Here is a 21612-nt window from a genome sequence, read left to right as displayed (position 1 = left end):
AATAAAGATAATAAAGATAATAAAGATAATAAAGATAATAAAGATAATAAAGATAATAAAGATAATAAAGATAATAAAGATAATAAAGATAATAAAGATAATAAAGATAATAAAGATAATAAAGATAATAAAGATAATCCTGAGCAATCAGATGCAGCAGATCAGCGTCAACAAGAACTAAATGATAAAGAGGCGAATAAGCTTCTAGCTGCGATAAATGATAATCCGGGGGGGCTTCTTAAAAATAAATTTGCACGTGACTACCAGAGGATGATAGGAGATAAGCGTGAGAACTAAATTATTAAAATTAGTAAGTATACTTTTGCTGTTAATCGCTGGATTGAATATTAGTTATGCTAATGTCACAGCTAGTGTCGATAATACTCATCTTGAGTATGGAGAAACTTTTGAGCTAATACTCCACCTAGATGATTTTGACACTCAGCCTGACCTAGATGTTTTAGATAAAGATTTTACAGTTTATAACACTAGTACCAGCAGTAAGACTACTGTTATAAATGGTAAATCAAGCTCACAATTTGAGATGATTGTCACGCTTATGCCAAATAGATCAGGTAATCTGACAATACCATCAATTAAAGTTGGTAACCAGTCAACAAAACCAATCTCTATAAAAGTAGATAAGAAACTCTCAAGCGAAGAGGCAAGTAACTATCAAGATATATTTGCCATAGGCACATTAGCCACGAATGAAACTTATGTTAATGTGCCTGTGTTGTATACTTTGAAGTTGTATTATTCGACACCTATTTTGAGTCTAAATCCTAGAAATTTTGATATAAAAAACTCTGAAATCAAACAAACTAATCATAGAAGAACTTATCAAAAGCGCATTAATGGTAAAATGTATGATGTTGTTGAAGAGAGTTTTCTGATAATTCCTCATAGAACAGGAACTATCGCTATTCCACCTATCGCAATGCAAGCGACTATTCCGAATAGATTTGGGCAACTAGGAACTAGGGTTAAGAGCTTCTCTACGGATGCTAAATTCTTAAGAGTTAAGCCAATTCCTGAAAAAATTGCTATTAAAGATTGGTTTCCTGCATCAGATGTTAAGATTAGTGATAACTGGTCAGCAGGAGATACCATAAAAGAGGGCGAGCTATTAACTAGGACTGTAACTATTAAGGCAAAAGGTGTCCTAAGTGAAGATATTCCAAAATTAGAATTTAAATCTTCGGATTCTTTTAATGTTTATCCTGAAAAGCCAGTACTTGAGGATATCGAGCAAGGCGGTCAGCTAATAAGTACAGCGACTTATAAGATTGGTTATATGCCTATTAAGCAAGGTAAAACAACAGTTCCTGCTGTTACATTGAAATGGTTCGATATTGACAATAGTAAATCACAACTTGCGACAATAGCCACAAAAACATTTGATGTCAAAAAAGGCACTATACCTAGTACAAGTTTTAATGTAGGTAGTCAAACTGCACCACAAGTTATTAAAAAGGTTATTGAAGATACTTTTTGGCGAAATATGGCTGTAGGACTTTTTGTATTATGGCTGATTACATTTATGCTACTCATAAAGTGTAAACTAACTCGAAAAGCTAAAAATATAACTGAAGAAAAGTTTGTTACAGATGATAAAAATCCTGCAAGCATAAAAGATATTAAAAAAGCATGTGCTAATAAAGATAATATACAGCTTCAAAAAGCAATTATTGGTTGGGCTAATACAAAAAGTGATAAGCAACTCTTTTCATTATTAGAGGTTGCCGAGATATTCCCACAATTAAAAGAGCAATTAAAGTCCTTAAATGCGAGTATATATGCCGGAAAAAGTTTTAGTAATTACCAAGAACTGTTAAGTTTGATTAAAAGTACAACAAAAAATACTAAATCTAAATCTGATACACTAGTTAAAGGTTTATATGAATAGGCAGGGATCATGAAAAAAGACTGGAAATATTACTTAGGATTATTGTTATTTATTTTGTCATTTGTGCCTTATATTGTGGTTTTTTGTATAATGCCTTTTTTGGGGTTATCTACATCTAGCTATTTGGCTATTTCATCAATTTTGCTTGTTAGTGCGGAGGGAATTTTTCTAATATCAGTTATGCTATTAGGTAAAGTAATAATTGATACGATAAAATCAGCGATTAAGACAGTATTTAAATCAGCTTTTACAACACACAAGCCTATTAGTCGTAAAAGGCATAGCATTGGTTTAATAATGTTCTTTTCTAGTTTGGTATACCCAACATTATTGCTTGAGATGATACTAATTTTTGACAAAATTAACCAAGTTGGACAGCTAAATATGATGCTTATCTTGTTTAGTGGCGATATTATTTTTGTGGCTAGTTTTTTTGTCTTGGGTGGTGACTTTATCAATAAATTAAAATCAGTATTTAGGTACAGTAATTAAGCATAACTCAAATAGAGGGTATAAGAAGATATGTTTCATAGATTTAAGTTAATAGTTTGTTTAACTCTAGTACTACTACCTTTTAGTCTTTATGCAAAAGATAAAAAGTTAGATTATTCTAATTTTCTAGGAACTTGGACTAATGTGGATAAAAATACTCAGTCCATAGTTAAGTTTGAAATAACTGCCGATGCTAAAGGCAATCCTTTGATTAGTCTAAAGGGAAATTGTTCACCAACATTTTGCGATATTGGACCGTATAAACTAGTGCTATATGGAGATAGTGTAGCATCTAAAAAAGCGGTGTCTGCTATTGCTAATTATGATATTGATTGGTCGAAAGGATATTATGTGCTAAGACTAGAATCAGCTGATAAAGTGGAGCTTTCTTCGTATACTAGCTATGATGATTTTAGGACTAATAGCTATACTTCAGGTGTCTTTGTAAAGTCAGACTCAGTAGATAAATAGTATCTAGTCATTTGTCTATAGATTCTATTTGTATTATTATGGTTGTGTATTTTGGTAGATAGCTAAATTGTAATTTTTGGAGTGGTAATATTTGTGATGAAAGTAGAGTTTAGAGTTTTACAAACGCCAGATATTAACCAAATGCTGGAGGTGTTGATTGCTACAGTTATCAAAGAATATAACGAACGCAAAACAATAGCGGTTCTTGCTCCTACAGGTATTGCAAAACAACTTGATGATGATTTGTGGCAAGATGGTCAAGATTCTTTTATACCACATCATTGTGCTATAGCTGCTAGAGAATATAACCAATATAAAAATATTCCGATTCTTATCACAGATAATTTATTTATCACTTCAGGTTATGATGTTTTGATTAATATCATGGAAGTAGCAGTTGATCCTCAACGAGTAAAAATCAAAGAGTTAAAAGAGTTTGTTTATCAGGAAGATAGAGCTTTGCAGGCTTCGCGTAAGAAGTATGTTTACTATAAGAACTCAAATTTAGAGATAACTACCACCAAAGATAGTTAGTGTTGCTATTGGACGTGGTTAGCTTATTGATGATAAACCTTAGTATTATTTAACTAGTGACTAATAGTACTTTCTAAAGAACTTTGTTAAAATTATCAGCATTAATTTTTTCTATAAACTTATATATTTAGGCATTATAAATGACTCAAGAAATGAATAAAAACTATAATCCAAAAGAAATCGAACAGTCTAATTATCAAAATTGGGAAGCTTCAGGCAGATTTGCGTGTGATAACTCAGATTCAAAAGATACTTATACAATCATGCTACCACCTCCAAATGTAACAGGTACTTTGCATATGGGACATGGTTTCCAGATGTCTTTGATGGATATTTTAATCCGTTATAATCGTATGTCAGGCAAAGATACACTTTGGCAACCTGGTACCGATCATGCGGGTATTGCTACGCAAATGGTTGTAGAGAGACAGTTAAATGCTCAAGGTATCTCAAGACATGATTTAGGCCGTGAGAATTTTGTAAGCAAAATTTGGGAATGGAAAGAGCTATCAGGCGGCACTATCACATCACAGATGCGTAGAATCGGAGCATCTCCAGATTGGGATCGTGAGAGATTTACAATGGATGATGGCTTATCTGATGCAGTTAAGAAGTGCTTTATCAAACTATACGAAGATGGTTTAGCATATCGCGGTGAGAGGTTAGTAAACTGGGATCCTAAACTAAAGACAGCTGTTTCAGATCTTGAGGTTGCTCAAGTAGATAAACAAGGTTCTCTTTGGCATTTCGTATATCCGGTAGCTGATAGTAATGAGAAGATTATAATTGCAACGACTCGTCCAGAGACAATGCTTGGTGATATGGCTGTTGCGGTTCATCCAGAAGATGAAAGATACACTCATTTAGTAGGTAAAATGATAAATCTACCACTTACGGATAGACAAATTCCAATTATAGCAGATGATTATGTAGAGAAAGATTTTGGTACAGGATGTGTAAAGATCACTCCTGCTCATGACTTTAATGACTATGAAATGGGTAAAAGACATGATTTGCCAATGCTAAATATTCTAACTGATGATGCAGCATTAAATTCTAATGTTCCGTCAAAATATCAAGGTTTAGATAGATTTGAAGCACGTAAGCAAATAGTTGCTGATATGGATGCACTAGGTCTTTTAGATAAGATAGAACCACATGCTCTTAAAGTACCAACTGGAGATAGAACTGGAGAAATTCTTGAGCCATATCTAACTAAACAATGGTTTGTTAAAGCTGATGTGCTTGCAAAACCAGCGATTGAAGCGGTTGAAAAGGGCGATGTAAGGTTTGTTCCGGATAATTGGAAAAATACTTATTTTGCGTGGATGAGGGATATTCAAGATTGGTGTGTATCTCGTCAGTTATGGTGGGGTCATAGAATCCCAGCTTGGTATGATGAGGCAGGCAATGCTTATGTCGGGGAAGATGAGGCAGATGTTAGAGCTAAATATAATTTGGCTGAAGATGTCACTATCAAGCAGGATGAAGATGTATTTGATACGTGGTTCTCATCGGCATTATGGCCTTTTAGTACATTAGGCTGGCCTGAGAAAACACCTGAGTTAGCAAAATACTATCCAACAAGCGTACTTGTAACTGGTTTTGACATTATCTTCTTCTGGGTTGCTAGAATGATGATGTTTGGCATGTACTTTATGAATGATGTGCCATTTAGAGATATCTATATCACGGGTCTTATTCGTGATAGTGAAGGACAGAAAATGTCAAAATCTAAAGGTAATGTTTTGGATCCTGTAGATTTGATAGATGGTATTACATTAGATGAGCTTCTGAAAAAGAGAACTACTGGTCTAATGCAACCACAAATGAAAGCTAAAATTGAAAAAGCAACTAAAAAAGAATTCCCTGAAGGTATCAGCGCGTATGGTGCTGATGCGGTGAGATTTACTTATGCTGCATTAGCTTCTACATCGCGTGATATCAGCTTTGATACTGCGAGAGTTGAAGGGTATCGTAACTTCTGTAACAAGCTTTGGAATGCTTCAAGATTTGTGATGATGAACCTTGATGATTATAAAGTTTGTGATAACTATGAATTAGGCGTCGCTGATAAGTGGATTTGGAGTGTGCTAAATACTGCTACTGCTGATGTACATAGACATCTTGCAAATTATCGTTTTGATTTGGTAGCAAACACTATTTATGATCTTGTATGGAATAATTATTGTGACTGGTATGTTGAGTTTGCAAAAGTTACTTTAAAAGATGATTCACTATCTGAGCAACAAAAAAATGGTGTTAAATATACGCTTACTAAAGTTTTGGAAAATATCTTAGCTTTAGCACATCCGCTTATACCATTTATTACAGAGAGTATCTATCAGCAGTTAAAAGCACATTTAAATGATGTTAAAGATACAATTATGGATGTATCTTATCCTGTAGCTACTCAGGATTTAGAAGCTCCAGAAGCTGAAAAAGCTATCGTATGGTTACAAAATGTTGTCACAACTCTACGTAATATGCGTAGTGAAGTAGGTATCAAGCCATCTTTAGAGATCTCTCTAATTGTTAAAGATGTTGCTGAGACAGACAAAGAATATCTTGCTCAAACAGAAGGGTTTATCAAAGCGTTAGCTAAAATAAATAATATTGAGTTTAATGATAATCCACCAACATCTTTATCACAGATTGTCGAAGGGCTTGAGTTAAATATTCCATTAGCAGGTTTGGTTGATATTGATGCTGAAAAGGCAAGATTGGATAAAGAGCTAGACAAACTAAAAGGTGAAGTCGATAGAGTACAAAAGAAACTTTCAAATGAAAGATTCGTCTCAAATGCTCCAGAGGCTGTAGTTGCTGCAGAGCAAGAAAAGCTTGCTAAGTATCAAGAGTTATATACTAAAACGCTTGAGAAGAAAGAGGCTTTAGTATAGTTTGAATGAATCTTAAGTATTTGTTTGAAGAGCATCAAAAAATATATCCATGGAAATACAGTAATTGCCAAAATATATATTTGAATCAATATCCTTATGCTATAAGTATAAATAATAAAATTTCTAACTTTGAACAAAAAACTTATAAATATCCCGTAACTGCTTTTTGTAAAGTTAGGGATATTTTGAATGCAAAACTCGACAAGCTATAGACACACTTTTTTATACACTATCTACACTATCAATAACATCAAATCATCCAAAAAGTGGTTAAAATAACAACCACATATGTAAACTAGGTACTCGGTTTGGCGTCAGGGCGAAAGTTCCGGAGGTGAAGGTCATTTAGATAAAATAGTTTGATTGTGTATTTGTATCATTTATGTAAATAATATAGAAATGCTAAAGAAATATATAAGCTATAAGTAAAGTATTAATATTCAATATTTTTACCTGAATATATATCAACATACTTATTTTGATTGACTATTATTAAGTTAATTTTGTATATCCCTTTAGGAATATTTGCTAATAGGTCAATATTAAAACCGCTCTTTACTAAATCTTTATTTTTAAAGGTCTTTGCAACATCAGACCTATTCAAGATATTTGAGCTATAAATGTAGCTGTGTTTAGAGTTATATAATTTAATATATATTTTACTATTTTCAGTATTCAAGTTTTCTATATAACCCCAGCCTTCTAAACTCAACTTAGGTTTATTATAGGTTATATTCTCTAAATTAAACTTGATATCTGTAGCCGGTAATTTTTTCAAATCACTTAAATTTAGGTTAACAGGTTTTGCTAAATTACCTTTATGAATAAATATATTATCATCTGCTGTTTTTGTTAATTGGTTTTGGAGTTTAATTATACTGCCATAACCATCTATACCACGAGCATAAATACTCATTGTATACGTACCATCTTTAATATTGGATATATCAGTATTCAAATTTATACCAGCTTTTTCTAGGGATACTCCATTATTAAAAACTTTTGCAACATCAGGTCTATTATATTTAGAGAATACATAATAGTATTTTTGGTTAGTTGTTTTATCTTTTAATATTAAGTAGGTATTAGTGTCATTTGCATCTTTATTATTAATATAAGCCCACCCTTCAATATTCAAGAAGTTTCCATCCATAGCCATACGTTCGATTGATGAAGATATTTTGATGTTTCTATCGATATTTATACTAAGTTTACTAAGTTTACTATTCCCAAAATTTTTCATTACACCTTTAAATATTGGTGTTTTAATAGGGACTATCACCCAAGCGGCTTTAAAAGATTTATCTATATAGTAGTCATTTGATGTGTTTATTTTAATAGCTTCAATATTATCCTGAGACACTATACTATTCAGGTAAGGAGATACCCATATACCACTATATGAATTCAGTATATTTAACTTGTAGGTTTTTATTCCACCATTTTTAAACTTGTAACTAATAGTTAAAATACTTCCTCTAAACATAAGGTTTTTAACCTGACCTAATAGTGTAAAATTAAAGTTAGGAATAAGTTTAATTACGCCCCTTTTATTATTTTTAGGTATTTTATACCACTTATTAAATTCCATTGATTGTTTCTTTAAAAACGTTTGTGAATACATAGTGATTTTGCTGTTTTTTTGTAGCAAAGAAACTTCTCTTCCAGCACTATCTTTAAAGACATCAACAACATGATAATTAAGTAAAATAGAGCTGAGTGTTAAAGGATTCTCATTTAAACCATATTTACCATCAAAACCTCCGAAAGTTCCAGAAAGTTCATTCCATATAATAAAATCAGGGCGCGAAGACGACTCTAAGAACTTTTGATTCATCATATCTAATTTTGGTGTGAGTGTCATATAGCTTTGAAAGCTAGGTCTATGTACATAATTTAATTTATTAGCAAATACATACTCATTATTTGTTGGATATGTATCAACGGTACTATTGCCTATTAGATTCTTAATTTTGTTAGGGAGAGTAAATTTGTCTTTATAGATGTTCTGCATTCTGTCTGCATAAGATATTTTATAATTCATGCTAGGTACAAATGTTTTATGAGGCGACCATCCATAGTTACAAATCACAAGTAAGCTAATAAATATAAATGTAGATAACACTTTTGATAAAAAAGTTTTATTGAATGCTGTAACAATCCCTATAGTGGCAATTGGGATTATGAAGTATTCATAATAATGATCAGCTCGTGAAAAGCCAAGTTTAAATAATATCAAGAAGATTAATGTTATGGGTAAAAAAAGGTTTCTTTTATATTTTAAGCTGTATATAGCTAAGCAGACATAACTAATAAATACCATCAACCAAGTAAACCAAGGATTATGTATTTGGAGTGTCATATCTACTGAATTACCAAAACTCAATTGATTATTTATAATTACATAATTAATAATATTGTGAGGATGATGAAATATAAAAAACCCTAGAATTATGAAAGTTATTATAACACTTAAGGAGAATACAAGTATTTTTTTGCCGTGTTCGAACACTCTAAATTTTTTATTAAAGATAGGTAGACCAACTAAATAGCTGCCGACTACAGCTAGACCAATAACGCCATAAAGATACCTAATATAAAAAGCCAAGCCTATATACATGCCTAAAAAAATGCATATTTTAAAATTCAATTCTATTGGAGCATCATTATAATATTCTATAAAAAATAGCGCTAAAAGGGGTAATAAAAAAATGGATGGTGTAATTGAATGCATAAATAAACAATATAGCAAAATAGCATATATATATGATGATTTTCTTATAATTAATGCGCCAACAATAGTTGTTGTCATAGCGTTTATTAAACTTATAAAAATAATTGTTATAGATAGGCTGTATATACTATAGGGTGATACTGCACCACCAAGTACCCAATACAAAGGTCCATAACTAAACATGAAGTCATATGATCCATATAACATTTGATTGGTAATATTAACCCACTGCTCAAAGGGAGCACCTGATGATGGAGGGCCTCCAATATAAGAATTGTTTTTAAGGAAAACAAAAAATGTTACAAAAAATAATATAAATAGGTTCTTATTGCGTTGTATTAGATCTCTCATTAAATTCTCCTTTTTGATGAGAAAGTAGCTTCTCGTTTTTGGTTTGATTTCAAAATTAAATCAAGGTACTTAATTATTATTGTAAGCAAGATAAAAACCCCAGTAAAACAAGTTGATACTAGTAACATCATTGTCAGCCAGCCACTTACCGTGTTTATAATAAAATATGCAATAATAGTATAAGATACAGACAGTAATGAAAGTAAGATGAAAAATATACTTATTCCAGTTGCAATTTTTTTTGCTACATTAGTGAAAATTATAAATAGGTCTGTCGCAAAGTCTATTTTTTCAAGAGAAAGACTTGACTGAAGCGTGTTTTTATTAGCCTCATAGTTGATAAACTTATATTTTAATCCGGAATTGCAATACACATATTTGCGATAATGAATGAATTTATTCATGTTGTTTATTCTATTAATAGCTCGTCTTGAGATTATGTTTACTCTAGTTTTGTATAAAACACTATTTTTATTCGAGTGTTTAGTTAAAAGCTTATAGAATTTTTTTTCAAAAAAAGATTCTCTTTCTTCTGATTTTAAAAATACCACATCATAACCAACCAAACATGCATCATAAATTTTATCTAAATCTTTAGTACTGTAATCCATAATCAAATCTTCAAATTGTAAAACATAATCACCGATTGATGCTTCAACACCTGCAAGAGCAGCAACTTCCTTATTTTGAGAGTAAGGTAGAGATATAATGTTCGTATTATAAACAGTATTATTAAATCTAGAGTTAATAGTTTTTACTACACTTGTAGGGGCTTCATTATCTACGAAAACGAATTCAAATTTACTAAACTTTTGTTCACAATAATTTATTATTATTTCTGTAAAATTTTCCAACTGTTCAACTGTTGAATTACTATCTAATACTGATACAACAGACAAATAATTTAGTTCTTTTTTTAATTGCATTATAAAACCTCATCTAGATCATATATGGTGTTAATTTTTCCTGAAAAAACAGATAAAAACTTAGGGGAATCATTCGATAATCTTATAATTGTAGGCCGTGAATCATCTACCTCTGAAGTTGCAAGTATAGCTTTTACAGAAAATAAAGACTTATGGTAAGAAATTTTGATATCATCATTTAAGTATGATTTTGCTAATTGATTCATGTGGTCGAAAGCAGAAGCCGGCTTCTGCCTACATATATTACAATTATCTAATTGAATATCACTGCAATTATCATTATATTTCTGACAATCATATGTTGGCATTTTGCTATTTGATGAAAGATGTGGAGTATTTCCTACAGATGTCAATGAGTGATACCCTGTTTTACCAAATGGCATTAAAGAAAAGAAAGGGCCATCCATGACAGTTAATCCTACATCTTTAATATTATCAGATACTTTACACAAGGCTATTTCACATAGTTCATATTTCATATCAAACAATTCTAAGCCAGCCTTATCAAGAATCTGGTTTAGACTTGCATAAGTACAGTTTATAACGAACGGTGTTTGTTTCTCAACACCGTTGCTATTTATAGCCCATATATTATTATTTTTAGTTATATTATTTATTCGACTTCCAAACTCTATAGTAAAATTATTAGATTCTTTAAGTTTGCTAAGCATATATTCACAAATCATATTAGCATCAAATGTATACTCTAATGTTTTAAAAACACCGTCACATGCGTTAGGTTTGAAGAACTTATTGCTATCTATCTTCTCACAAGGAATATTTGCAACATCACAAAAGTTAGAAAACTGTTTAGAGTTGGTATAGGAGAAGTTAGAAGAAATTGCATATATTTTGGAAAAATCTTGTAATATAGCAAAACCATAATCGTTTACAAACCTATCAAAATAATCAGCTGATTTTAGTGCTGTTGAATAACTTCTCGGGTAATGGTAACCATTATGAACTCTAGCTTGATTAATATAGCTAGCTCTTTGAAACGGTCTATCGTCGTATTCTAGTACGAGTACGCGTTCTCCTTTTTCTATGCTTTTTGTTGCAGCATATAATCCAAAAATACCTGCACCTATTATTATTTTATCATACTTCATTGTCTTGCTTCGGGTCATATTTATGTAGATATAGGTCTTTCAATATACTTAATAGTTTTGAGTTTCCTTTTACAAAGCTAATCTTTGTAGGAATCTTCCCTTTAGGTGGGTATTTACGACAAACAGGAGTTTCTATAACTTTATAGCCAAGTTGAGGAGCCCTTACTGATAAGTATGCTAATAATTCATAACTTTGAAAAATATTTCTAAAAGGCTCAACTCTAGAATCTTCTAAAAACTTGCGTGAATATCCTCTAAACCCATTAGTGGTGTCAGTATACTTAAAACCAGCCATATATGATATTGCGGGGATGTGTATTAATTTAACAGCTAGGTGACGTATTAAAGGAGTGTTGATGGCTTCACCGCCAGGGATGAATCTAGAAGCTTGAATCAAGTCATATCCCTCTTCTAGTTTATCTACTATGTCTCTTATATTTTCTACACTATCTTTATTGTTACCATCAATAGTAACAATGCCTTTATAGCTACATTTTTCGAGAGCATAATAATAACCCATACGCAGCTGAGCACTTAGCTTACCAGTATCTTTTTTCTCTAATATAACTCGCACATTATTTTTTCTTAAAAAGACATCATCTAAAGAACCATCTGAGCTACCACCATCGCATATTATTATATCAACATAACTACTAATATCAGCATTACTCATTCTCTCTAACTGTTTGCGAATCTTATCACCTTCATTTATAACAGGTATACAAACGCAATATTCTTTTTTTTGTGTAAAAAACTCTTTTATATTATGATTTGGTATTTCTTTTATACTGTACATATTATCTTACCCATTATTTGATATATGATTTATAATATTAATTGACTCTAAAACATCATCTTTACTTACATTAGCCATCTCTATAGATACATACTCATTAAAACCGCTGTTTTTAATAGTATTTATAAATTCAAGAATCCATTTTTTATTACTTTCATACTCTTTATTAAGTGGCTTTAAAAAGGGCATACTTATATGTATGTGCTTTGTATTTTCTATGACAGGTAGTATATCTTTTGGACTATTACCATTAATCATCATAGTACTGCTATCTACAATCATTGCAAAACCATCAGATTTAACACCATTAACTAATTTATCAGCTTCAGATAATGAGTTAATAAAGTTAGTGCCATATTCTGTTGGATTAGGTTCTATACATAAACAGGTGTTATGTTTAGCTGCAAAATCTCCAAGCTCTTTAAAAAAAGATATTGCTATATCATAATCAATAGTAGAATCTTGCATAATTCTATTTTTAGGATTACCAAAAACTAATACTGGGCAACCTATTACTTCAGCATATACGATAGCTTTTTTAAGATAGTTCTTTAACTCAGCTCTAGACTCCTTAGATTTAAATAGATTTAAGTTATCTGTACCAAATAACAGTGATTGCATGCTTACCACTGATAGTTTGTATTGTAACAATTCATTTTTAACTTGCTCTGCAATAGCTAAATTATCATAAGGGTTATCACTAAATTTAGTTGGTGCTATTTCTAGACCTGTGAACCCAAACTTTTGCATTTGTGAATAGTAAAATTGATGACTATCATTCCATGCAATATTAGATATAGCTAACTTCATGATTTATTCCTACAGATAAAATCTTTGATTTGAGACAATATAGAGTCCTTGGAATATAAATATTTATTATCTTTAGCATGTTTTGAGTGCATATCATAGTTGACGGGATTGTTTGAAGTACGGTTAGATGTTTCATTCCCAGTAGTATACTCAACTACTTCTGATGCAGATACTGGCTCACTTGTTAAGTTTATTACATCTAACCCATCTTCTAATGCATATTTATTAATGTCATTCCATAAATTATCTAAGTTATAAAATTGAAATTTACTTCTGCTGTCCGTGAACTTCAGTGTTGAGAACCCAATATTTGCAAAAATAGAAATCAGCCTATCTTTATCACTTTTTTTAATATCATCATTCTGAACTATATTACCAGTAATATCTTCAGTATAGTGCTCACTCACATAAGATAAATCTTTAGTTGATAAATTTGATTTCAAACTTGACCACAAATCTTTATTAATTGATTTAGCTAACGGATTCATTATGTCAAAAATCAGGTTCTTTTTTAAGCCCTTACCAAATAATGCTGGTAGCCTAACAACTGTACACTTTAATATATTTGTCTGCGATCTAGCCCAATTCTCTAATGCATACCTATTTTTTCCATAAGCATCTTGTTTCGATGTGTTTGGAGTGCTATCTTCATTAACATTTATTGGGGTATCGTAAATATCTACTGTAGAAATTAAAACCAAGTGTTTTATTTTAGTTTTCTTTAGGTGGTTTTGTAGTTTTAATATATTTTTATTATCAAATTCAGGATTTTGGTTAGCCATCCACTTCACAGCACTAACCCCAGCACAAATAAGTATATTTATATTTTCGCCTTCAATGTCTTGAATATTTTTTGAATTATAAACAGCATTAAAATTATACTGATCCATTAAGTTCGAACCTACAAATCCAGTAAAACCAATCAGAGCCGTATTTATTTGCATTTATTTTACCTCTTTTTTTCTAAAAACATATATTTTCATCATTTGATAATTAGCAATAGTTAGTATTCCTGTACAAATAATTTGTGATATCAGTTTAGATAAATAAAAGATATCTACCATTGTATACATTAGTACGATATTAATTATAAAAGATATCCCATAAACCTCAGAGTATCTTATTAAACTAGATATTTTAATTTTATGATTAAAAACCCATAAAGATGTAAAAATATAACCTTCAATTATTCCAAACACATATACGAAACTACTCGAGAATAAATAATTTAGACCAATTTTTATCATACACCAATACATCATTAGAGAAATAAAAGTATTCATTCCCCCAAACAAAATATATAGTAACGCAGTTTTTTTTGTTTTCATAATTTGTACTAGCTCAAACTTAATCAGACAGATACTGTTTTTAGTTGTGGTCATTTTATTTGAAATAGTGTCAGATTTCTCAAATATATTACCTGAATTTTTACTCTTTGCCAACTGCTTTGAATCATTCCAAGTTTTCATTGGTGTTTTACCGTAACAGTGCTTACCTGAGTGAGGTCTATCATTGTTATAACCTGAGTTCGACTTAAAAGTGTAAATAAAATATACTCTTTCAAAAAATATTTCAGAAATGGAAATAGAAACTATTTTTTGTTTTATAGATGATTTTTGCAAAGAGTTTATACCATTTTATAAAAGTAAATTATTACCTAAAAGGAAACGAAATAGACAAAGCACAATGTCTCTTAGTGAAGTCTTAACCATTTTAATTATGTTTCATCAAAGTCACTATAGAAATTTCAAAAACTTTTACCTATTTCATATTTGTAAATATATGAAGAAAGAGTTCCCTAAAACAGTCAGTTATAATAGATTCGTAGAGCTTCAAAAATCAGCATTGCTTCCATTGTGCTATTTGTCTCAACTATTTAAAGGTGAAGAAACAGGCATATATTTTGTAGATTCAACACCAATTGAAGTATGTCATATCAAAAGAGCAAATAGAAATAAAACATTCAAAAACTTAGCTCTAAAATCAAAATCTACAATGGGATATTTCTGTGGCTTTAAGCTACACCTTGTTATTAATGAAAAAGGTGAGATAATGGCATTTAAACTAACTGATTCCAGAACTGATGATCGTGCCTGTGTTGATGATTTAACTAATGGATTAACTGGTGAATTGGTAGGAGATAAAGGCTGCATCAAAAAAGCTTTATCTGAATCTTTATTTAACAGAGGCTTAAAGCTTATTACAAGAATTAGAAAAAACATGAAAGCTAAGCTTATGTTATTGCAGGACAAAGTTTTATTGAGAGAAAGAGGCATTATTGAGACTGTTAATGATCAACTTAAAAATACTTCTCAGATTGAACATACTCGTCATAGATTAAAATATGATTTTTTAGTGAATATACTCTGTGGTATTATTGCTTACGGATTACAACCAAAGAAACCAAAGCTAAATTTCTCAAAAAAATGATGATTTAGCGTTAGATCTTTTGAAATAACTTATGTCGAACTCAGGTTATGCAGAGTATATATTTATACGCTTATTTTGATAATTTTCTATAATTATTGCTTTAGTTTTGTGCTAATGAATAAGAGCTTATTAAATAACTGTCTTGAAACCATCAAATTTCTAGTTTAATCTTAAAACAATTTTATTTGCATGATATTTTAAATTGGGAATTTGTAGATATGAAAAAATCTTTTGTATTACTTGACTATATTTTGAAAAACTTATTTATGGCAATTTTTTGGTTTGTTGCCGGTCTTTTTGTTGGTTATTTAGCTGTAAGCTTTGCAGCATCAGAACATGTTTATAGTGTTCTAAAGTCTTATGGTTTTGTTTGGATGTCAATATATGGAGCTATTAAGATTTCGGGAGTACTTAGTATTATTTTTGCGATTATTTTTGCTGTATTTGATGAAAATAAAAAGTTTTTGATAATACCGATGATAATTACCGTCGCTGTTTTATATATTATTCAATATGCGTTGACTCATTGTATTTTACATTGTCTAGCATAAAACCATGTTGAATCAACTTGCTGAAAATATTTGGGTTGTAGATGGTGGAGTTGTTCCTTTTTTGGGCCTAACTTTTACGACAAGAATGACGATTATAAGACTTGAGAATAACGATTTATTTATTCACTCGCCAATTAAGCCAAATAACGAGCTAATGCAAGAAGTATCAAAGCTTGGTAATATTAAGTATCTAATCTCCCCAAATAAAATTCATCATCTATTTTTACAAGATTGGTTAGAGCTTTATCCTAATGCCGAGGTATATGCTTCACCAGGCCTTAGAGAAAAAAGAAAAGATATTAATTTTACTGCTGATTTAAAAGATCTTGCTGAAGCTCAATGGCAGAGTGAAATTGATCAGCTAATATTTAAAGGTAGTAGGGTAATGCAAGAGGTTGTGTTCTTTCACAAGCCTTCTAAAACTTTGATACTTACAGATCTTATAGAGAATTTTGATGAGAACTACTTTACAGGATTTAAAGGCTTGATAGCTAAGTTATCAGGTATAGTTGCCCCAAACGGTAAAACTCCTATAGATTGGCGAATGTCTTTCTTTTTTGGTAAAAAACAGGCTAGAGAGTGTTTTGAGAGAATCTTGGCTTGGCAACCTGAGAGAATAATTGTTGCTCATGGTAAAAATATTGAAACAAATGCTGTAGACTTTCTTAAAAAATCATTTAAATGGCTAGGGAAGTAAATTAATGATCCATGCAGCAGCTTTTGTCGCTATCAAAGATAATAAAATTCTTTTGACTAGAACTAGAGATAATACTATTTGGTATCAAGCAGGTGGCAAAATTGAGCAAAATGAAACACCTATCCAAACTATTGTAAGAGAGCTAAAAGAAGAGTTAAGTCTGGAGCTTACAACAGATGATATGCGTTACTTGGGGAACATAACCACGGATAATCATGATAGAACCACAACGGTATCTTTAGAGTGTTTTACAGCTGATATTAATCAAGAAATTAAGCCGTGTGCTGAAATTTCTGCAATCAAATGGTTTGACTTTGATGATACTGAATTCGTTGCACCAGCTGTATTAGAGGTTATTGCGAAATACAAAAGTGGTGAATGGCAAGTATAGGTATTCTAGGTACTCTTTTAGACTTTAAATCATAATTTTTTCAAATACGTATTTAAATGATTAAATAAACTTATAAGCTAGTATAAACTTGTTTCAAATTGCAAATGAATTATCAAAAAATATGCAAAGAAAAGAGTTACTAAATACGGTTAAGAGAATAGTTGTAAAAGTTGGGACTAGTACTCTAACTCATCAAACAGGTCTACTAAATATTTATCGAATAGAAAAGCTAATTAGACAGTTATCAGACCTTCATAATCAAGGCTATGAAGTAGTACTTGTAACATCAGGAGCTGTTGGTGCGGGCATGGGTAAGTTAGGGCTGCAACAAAAGCCAAAAACTCTACCAGAGAAGCAAGCTGTAGCAGCAGTAGGGCAAGTTGCTTTGACTCATTTATATCAAAAGCTTTTCTCTGAATATGGTAAGAATATTGCTCAGTTGCTTCTGACAAAAGATGATGTTGCTAATAGAGAAAGATACCTAAATGCGCGAAATGCTTTTTCAGCTTTATTGGCAAAGGGGGTTATCCCAATCGTTAATGAAAATGATGCGGTAGTAGTTGATGAGATTAAGGTTGGTGATAATGATACTTTATCGGCATTAGTTGCGAATTTAATAGATGCTGATTTATTGATTATTCTCTCGGATATTGATGGTCTGTATACAGCAAATCCACGTATAGATAGCTCAGCAAAACTTTTAAATATTATCCCAGAAATTTCAGATGATATTCGAGCTATGGCTGGTGACGTGGGTTCTAAATTTGGTACAGGAGGCATGGCTACTAAGATTAAGGCGGCTGAGATTGCTGTGGCTGGTGGTGTTAATATGGTTATTGCCAGCGGAGAAGATCCTAAAATTCTTTTGGAGATAATATTAGGTCATGATATCGGGACATTATTTACAAAAAATAACAAAAAAGAAATTACAGCTAAAAAGCATTGGATAACATACAGTAGTCACAAACGTGGAGAAATTATAATCGATAAAGGAGCTGTTACAGCCCTAAAACAAAACAAGAGTCTTTTACCATGTGGAATTATTTCAATTAATGGAGATTTTCAAAAGGGTGCTACGGTTGTTGTTTGTAGTGAAGATACTCAAGAAATAGCCACTGGACTGGTTAATTATTCATCACAAGATTTGGCAAAAATCAAAGGGTGTAAAAGCTATGATATTGCTAATATTTTAGGGCATTGTGATTATAATGAAGTTGTCCATGTTGATAATATGTTTTTAAAGGAGTGTTAGATGAGCTTGTCTATCGTAGAAATGGGTAAAAATGCTAAGCAAGCTGCAAAAGAGTTAGCTCAAGCAAATACAGAGTTTAAGAATAATGTGTTACATCAGTTAGAAAAATCATTGTTAGACAATGCTGAGCATATTTTGCAACAGAATCAAAAAGATCTAGATAATGCTAAAAAAAATAATTTATCAAAAGCATTTATTGATAGATTAACACTAGCTCCGGCACGAATAGAATCTATGGCTCAAGGGGTTAGACAAATTGCTGACTTTGCAGATCCTATAGGCAAGGTTGAGAAAGGCTTTAAGCACCCTAAAGGAATGACAATTTCTCAAGTTAGAGTGCCATTAGGTGTAATTGCAATGATTTTTGAATCACGCCCAAATGTAACTATAGATGCTGGAGCATTAGCATTAAAATCAGGTAATGCTATTATCCTTAGAGGAGGTTCTGATGCTTTACATACAAATATAGCTTTGAAAAATATTTTCCAAGAGGTATGTGAAAAGCATGGGTTATCAAAAAATATAGTACAGCTAGTCGAGGATGTTGCTAGAGAGCGTGTAACAGAGTTAGTAACACTAGATAAATATATTGATGTGATAATTCCAAGAGGTGGCAAAAGTCTTAAAAAGGCTATCCAACAGCAGGCTACTGTTCCAATGATAGAAACAGGGGCGGGGATTTGTCACACTTATATTGATGAGTTCGCGGATTTAGATAAAGCTATAAAGATAGTTATAAACGCAAAAACCCAGCGCCCTGGAGTTTGCAATGCCTTAGAAACTCTTTTAGTTCATCAAAATATAGCGGAGAAATTCTTACCTAAGTTAGAAATAGAGCTTGCTAAATACAACGTTGAACTAAGAGCCAATAATGAGAGTTTAAAATATCTAGAAAATGCTACACTAGCGACTACAGAAGATTGGGATACTGAATATTTAGATTTAGTACTTTCTATCAAAACAGTGGCAAATATTAATGAAGCTATAGAGCATATTAATACCCATGGTAGTATGCATTCAGAGTGTATAGTTACTGAAAATTATACAAATACAGAGATTTTCTTAAATGAAGTAGATGCCGCAGCTGTATATGCCAATGCTTCAACTAGATTTACAGATGGTTCTGAATTTGGTTTTGGCGGCGAGATTGGTATTAGTACGCAGAAGCTTCATGCTAGAGGACCAATGGGTATCAATGAACTTACAACTCTAAAATATATTATTAGAGGAAATGGGCAGGTTAGGGGATAGTCTTATTTTACTAGTATAGATTTATCTACATTATTGATATCAATGAAACCACAAAATGCCATAGTTTTATCCATTTCTTGATGGAAAATTTCAAGTACTCTGTAAGCACCTTGTTCGCCATAAGCACCAAGACCGTAAACCATTGGTCTACCAATTAGTCCAGCTTTAGCTCCGAGAGCTTTTGCTTTGAGTAAATCTTGACCGCTACGAATACCACTATCAATTAGAACTTCAAGCTTTGGATCTACTGCGTCAACTATCTCTTCAAGCATAGATATGCTAGAAGGCGCTCCATCTAATTGGCGACCGCCATGATTTGAGACTACTATTGCATCAGCACCAGTATTTTGCGCCATAATAGCATCCTGTGTATCCATAATCCCTTTGATAATCATAGGGCCATTCCATTGTCTCTGAACCCATTCAACATCATGCCAATTTAGGCTTAAATCAAATTGCTCATTTGTCCATTTACCAAGAGATGCAAAACCACCTTTATTTTCAGCGTGATTTGCAATATTACCAAAGGTTCTATTTTTGGTTTTTAACATATTCAAGCACCAGTATGTTTTAGTACTTAGGTTAATTAGATTTTTAAGAGTAGGTTTTGGAGGTACTGTTAAGCCATTTTTTATATCGGCATGGCGGTTACCTAGCATTTGTAGGTCAGCAGTTAGTACTAGGGCACTACAACCAGCATGCTTTGCACTTGCTATAAGATTTGCCATAAACTTTCTATCTTTCATCATATACAACTGAAACCAAAAAGGTTTGGTTGTATGCTTAGCTACTTCTTCTGTAGAGCAGATAGACATTGTCGATAGTGTAAAAGGAATACCAAATTCTTCAGCTGCTTTGGCAGCATGAATCTCGCCATCTGCATGTTGCATTCCTAGTAGACCAACTGGAGCAAATGCTAAAGGCATGCTGTATTCTTGTCCAAGAATTTTGGTTTTTAACGATCGATGTTGGATATCTGTTAGCACTTTTTGCCTAAAAAAGTATTTATCAAAATCTTTTTGATTATGCTCTAGAGTTTTTTGTTGCCATGAGCCTGATTCACAGTAATCAACAAACATTTTAGGAACTCTACGATGATAAATTTTACGCATATCATCAAGAGATGTGATTTTTAGTAGATTTTTTTTCATAAAAGCTTTCTCAACTATAATGATATTTTTATCAAAATCGTAGTGTTAATGTAATAAGCTAAATTTCTGTAAATATTTTATCTTCAGGTAGTCTAGATTTTGGTAATTTAGCATTAAAATCTTCTTCTGAAGCATAACCAACAGTTACAACCACGGATGTTTTATAACCTTTTTCTCTTAGATTAAATTCTTCGTCTATTATATTAGCTTCGATACCTTCCATTGGTGTAGCATCTATTTTCAGAGCGGATAATCCTAATAGAATATTACCAAGGGCAATATAAAGCTGCTTTTCTGTCCAAATCTGTAATTCTTGTGGTTTGTCTTTGTATGCTAGAGCAAATTTTTTGCGTACATCTCTTTGCATATTTTCAAAATCTGAAGTAGGGAATCTACCATCTTTACGCTCTTGATCAAGAAGTAGCTGTAGATATTTATCATCGATATCAGTTTTTAGGCAAAATACTATAGCCAAAGCACAGTCTTTAATATTTGTTACATTTTTTGGGTGTATATTTTCAGCAGCTTTTGAAATTTTGGCTTTTGCCTTATCAGATGTTGCTAGGATAAAATGCCATGGCTGTGAGTTTACACTTGACGGTGTGAATCTTAGCAAGTCTTTTATTTGTTGGACTTGTTCAGAGTTTAATTTTTTTGTTGGATCATAAGCTTTTGTAGTGTAGCGAGTTTTGGCATATTCGACGATATTCATAATTAAAAAGTAAAATTTTAAAGACTGTTGATTTAATCTTTCATTAAACTTATGAACTTTTGTAAAATATAGATATCGTAGATATTTATATTTTTAGTAGTTATGGATTTTTTCTTTTTAGGTTTAGAAGAATCATTAGGTAATG

The 21612-nt window shown here is 31.6% G+C and carries 20 protein-coding genes and 2 pseudogenes; 12 read left to right on the top strand and 10 right to left on the bottom strand.

The genetic code is table 11. From position 1 onward, the window contains the following. The 6 genes and pseudogenes from F3D57_RS10365 to F3D57_RS06810 all read left to right on the top strand — a co-directional run. Positions 1-297: pseudogene (locus F3D57_RS10365) on the top strand (hypothetical protein); the annotation flags it as partial. Further along, positions 287-1909, top strand: a complete 1623-nt coding sequence (locus F3D57_RS06830; RefSeq protein ID WP_150465685.1) for a BatD family protein — start codon at positions 287-289, stop codon at positions 1907-1909. The pseudogene F3D57_RS10365 and the gene F3D57_RS06830, both read left to right, overlap by 11 nt. A 9-nt stretch (positions 1910-1918) precedes the next feature. Then, complete coding sequence (locus tag F3D57_RS06825; RefSeq protein ID WP_150465684.1) at positions 1919-2401, top strand: transporter suffix domain-containing protein; 483 nt, start codon at positions 1919-1921, stop codon at positions 2399-2401. Between the two features lie 30 nt (positions 2402-2431). Then, complete coding sequence (locus tag F3D57_RS06820; RefSeq protein WP_150465683.1) at positions 2432-2872, top strand: hypothetical protein; 441 nt, start codon at positions 2432-2434, stop codon at positions 2870-2872. Between the two features lie 96 nt (positions 2873-2968). Next, entirely contained in the window at positions 2969-3406 is a 438-nt protein-coding gene (locus F3D57_RS06815) for a DNA polymerase III subunit chi (protein ID WP_150465682.1), read from the top strand. A 140-nt stretch (positions 3407-3546) separates the two neighbouring features. Then, on the top strand, positions 3547-6306 hold the full coding sequence (locus F3D57_RS06810) for a valine--tRNA ligase (protein ID WP_150465681.1): 2760 nt from the start codon (positions 3547-3549) through the stop codon (positions 6304-6306). Between the two features lie 433 nt (positions 6307-6739). On the opposite strand, the gene F3D57_RS06805 is transcribed toward F3D57_RS06810, so the two are convergent. From F3D57_RS06805 to F3D57_RS10510, 8 genes and pseudogenes are all read right to left on the bottom strand, one after another. Continuing rightward, complete coding sequence (locus F3D57_RS06805; protein WP_150465680.1) at positions 6740-9391, bottom strand: hypothetical protein; 2652 nt, start codon at positions 9389-9391, stop codon at positions 6740-6742. Continuing rightward, entirely contained in the window at positions 9391-10317 is a 927-nt protein-coding gene (locus F3D57_RS06800) for a hypothetical protein (RefSeq protein ID WP_150465679.1), read from the bottom strand. The genes F3D57_RS06805 and F3D57_RS06800 overlap by 1 nt, the downstream gene beginning before the upstream one ends. Then, positions 10317-11426: an FAD-dependent oxidoreductase gene (locus tag F3D57_RS06795; RefSeq protein WP_150465678.1), complete on the bottom strand. Its 1110-nt coding sequence runs from the start codon at positions 11424-11426 to the stop codon at positions 10317-10319. The genes F3D57_RS06800 and F3D57_RS06795 overlap by 1 nt, the downstream gene beginning before the upstream one ends. After that, on the bottom strand, positions 11416-12222 hold the full coding sequence (locus F3D57_RS06790; protein ID WP_150465677.1) for a glycosyltransferase family 2 protein: 807 nt from the start codon (positions 12220-12222) through the stop codon (positions 11416-11418). Before F3D57_RS06790 ends, F3D57_RS06795 begins: the two co-directional genes overlap by 11 nt. 6 nt (positions 12223-12228) lie before the next feature. Next, complete coding sequence (locus F3D57_RS06785; protein WP_150465676.1) at positions 12229-13032, bottom strand: sugar phosphate isomerase/epimerase family protein; 804 nt, start codon at positions 13030-13032, stop codon at positions 12229-12231. Beyond that, positions 13029-13976, bottom strand: a complete 948-nt coding sequence (locus F3D57_RS06780; protein WP_150465675.1) for an NAD-dependent epimerase/dehydratase family protein — start codon at positions 13974-13976, stop codon at positions 13029-13031. The genes F3D57_RS06785 and F3D57_RS06780 overlap by 4 nt, the downstream gene beginning before the upstream one ends. Further along, entirely contained in the window at positions 13977-14360 is a 384-nt protein-coding gene (locus F3D57_RS10515) for a GtrA family protein (RefSeq protein WP_411961503.1), read from the bottom strand. 66 nt (positions 14361-14426) lie between these two features. Further along, positions 14427-14552, bottom strand: a pseudogene (locus F3D57_RS10510) (IS481 family transposase); the annotation flags it as partial. Between the two features lie 58 nt (positions 14553-14610). Between F3D57_RS10510 and F3D57_RS06770 the strand changes: the two are divergent. The 6 genes from F3D57_RS06770 to F3D57_RS06745 all read left to right on the top strand — a co-directional run bounded on the left by F3D57_RS06770 (position 14611) and on the right by F3D57_RS06745 (position 19604). Continuing rightward, on the top strand, positions 14611-15462 hold the full coding sequence (locus tag F3D57_RS06770; RefSeq protein WP_150465674.1) for an IS982 family transposase: 852 nt from the start codon (positions 14611-14613) through the stop codon (positions 15460-15462). A 218-nt stretch (positions 15463-15680) separates the two neighbouring features. After that, on the top strand, positions 15681-16013 hold the full coding sequence (locus F3D57_RS06765) for a hypothetical protein (protein WP_150465673.1): 333 nt from the start codon (positions 15681-15683) through the stop codon (positions 16011-16013). Positions 16014-16017: 4 nt separating this feature from the next. Continuing rightward, positions 16018-16710, top strand: a complete 693-nt coding sequence (locus F3D57_RS06760) for a DUF4336 domain-containing protein (RefSeq protein WP_150465672.1) — start codon at positions 16018-16020, stop codon at positions 16708-16710. A 4-nt stretch (positions 16711-16714) separates the two neighbouring features. Beyond that, positions 16715-17101: an NUDIX hydrolase gene (locus tag F3D57_RS06755; RefSeq protein WP_150465671.1), complete on the top strand. Its 387-nt coding sequence runs from the start codon at positions 16715-16717 to the stop codon at positions 17099-17101. Positions 17102-17222: 121 nt separating this feature from the next. Further along, entirely contained in the window at positions 17223-18353 is a 1131-nt protein-coding gene (gene proB, locus F3D57_RS06750) for a glutamate 5-kinase (RefSeq protein ID WP_150465670.1), read from the top strand. Then, positions 18354-19604 carry a glutamate-5-semialdehyde dehydrogenase gene (locus tag F3D57_RS06745; RefSeq protein WP_150465669.1) on the top strand — a complete coding sequence of 417 codons (1251 nt, stop codon included), beginning with the start codon at positions 18354-18356 and terminating at the stop codon, positions 19602-19604. It begins immediately after the preceding gene. Between the two features lie 2 nt (positions 19605-19606). On the opposite strand, the gene F3D57_RS06740 is transcribed toward F3D57_RS06745, so the two are convergent. Both F3D57_RS06740 and nfsB read right to left on the bottom strand, forming a co-directional pair. After that, positions 19607-20755 carry an alpha-hydroxy acid oxidase gene (locus F3D57_RS06740; protein WP_150465668.1) on the bottom strand — a complete coding sequence of 383 codons (1149 nt, stop codon included), beginning with the start codon at positions 20753-20755 and terminating at the stop codon, positions 19607-19609. 58 nt (positions 20756-20813) lie between these two features. After that, positions 20814-21467, bottom strand: a complete 654-nt coding sequence (nfsB, locus tag F3D57_RS06735; RefSeq protein ID WP_013921998.1) for an oxygen-insensitive NAD(P)H nitroreductase — start codon at positions 21465-21467, stop codon at positions 20814-20816. Positions 21468-21612 lie beyond the last annotated feature (145 nt).

The sequence above is a fragment of the Francisella sp. SYW-2 genome (assembly GCF_008711475.1).
GTDB lineage: Bacteria > Pseudomonadota > Gammaproteobacteria > Francisellales > Francisellaceae > Francisella > Francisella salimarina.
This window is presented reverse-complemented; position numbering and strand designations above follow the sequence as displayed.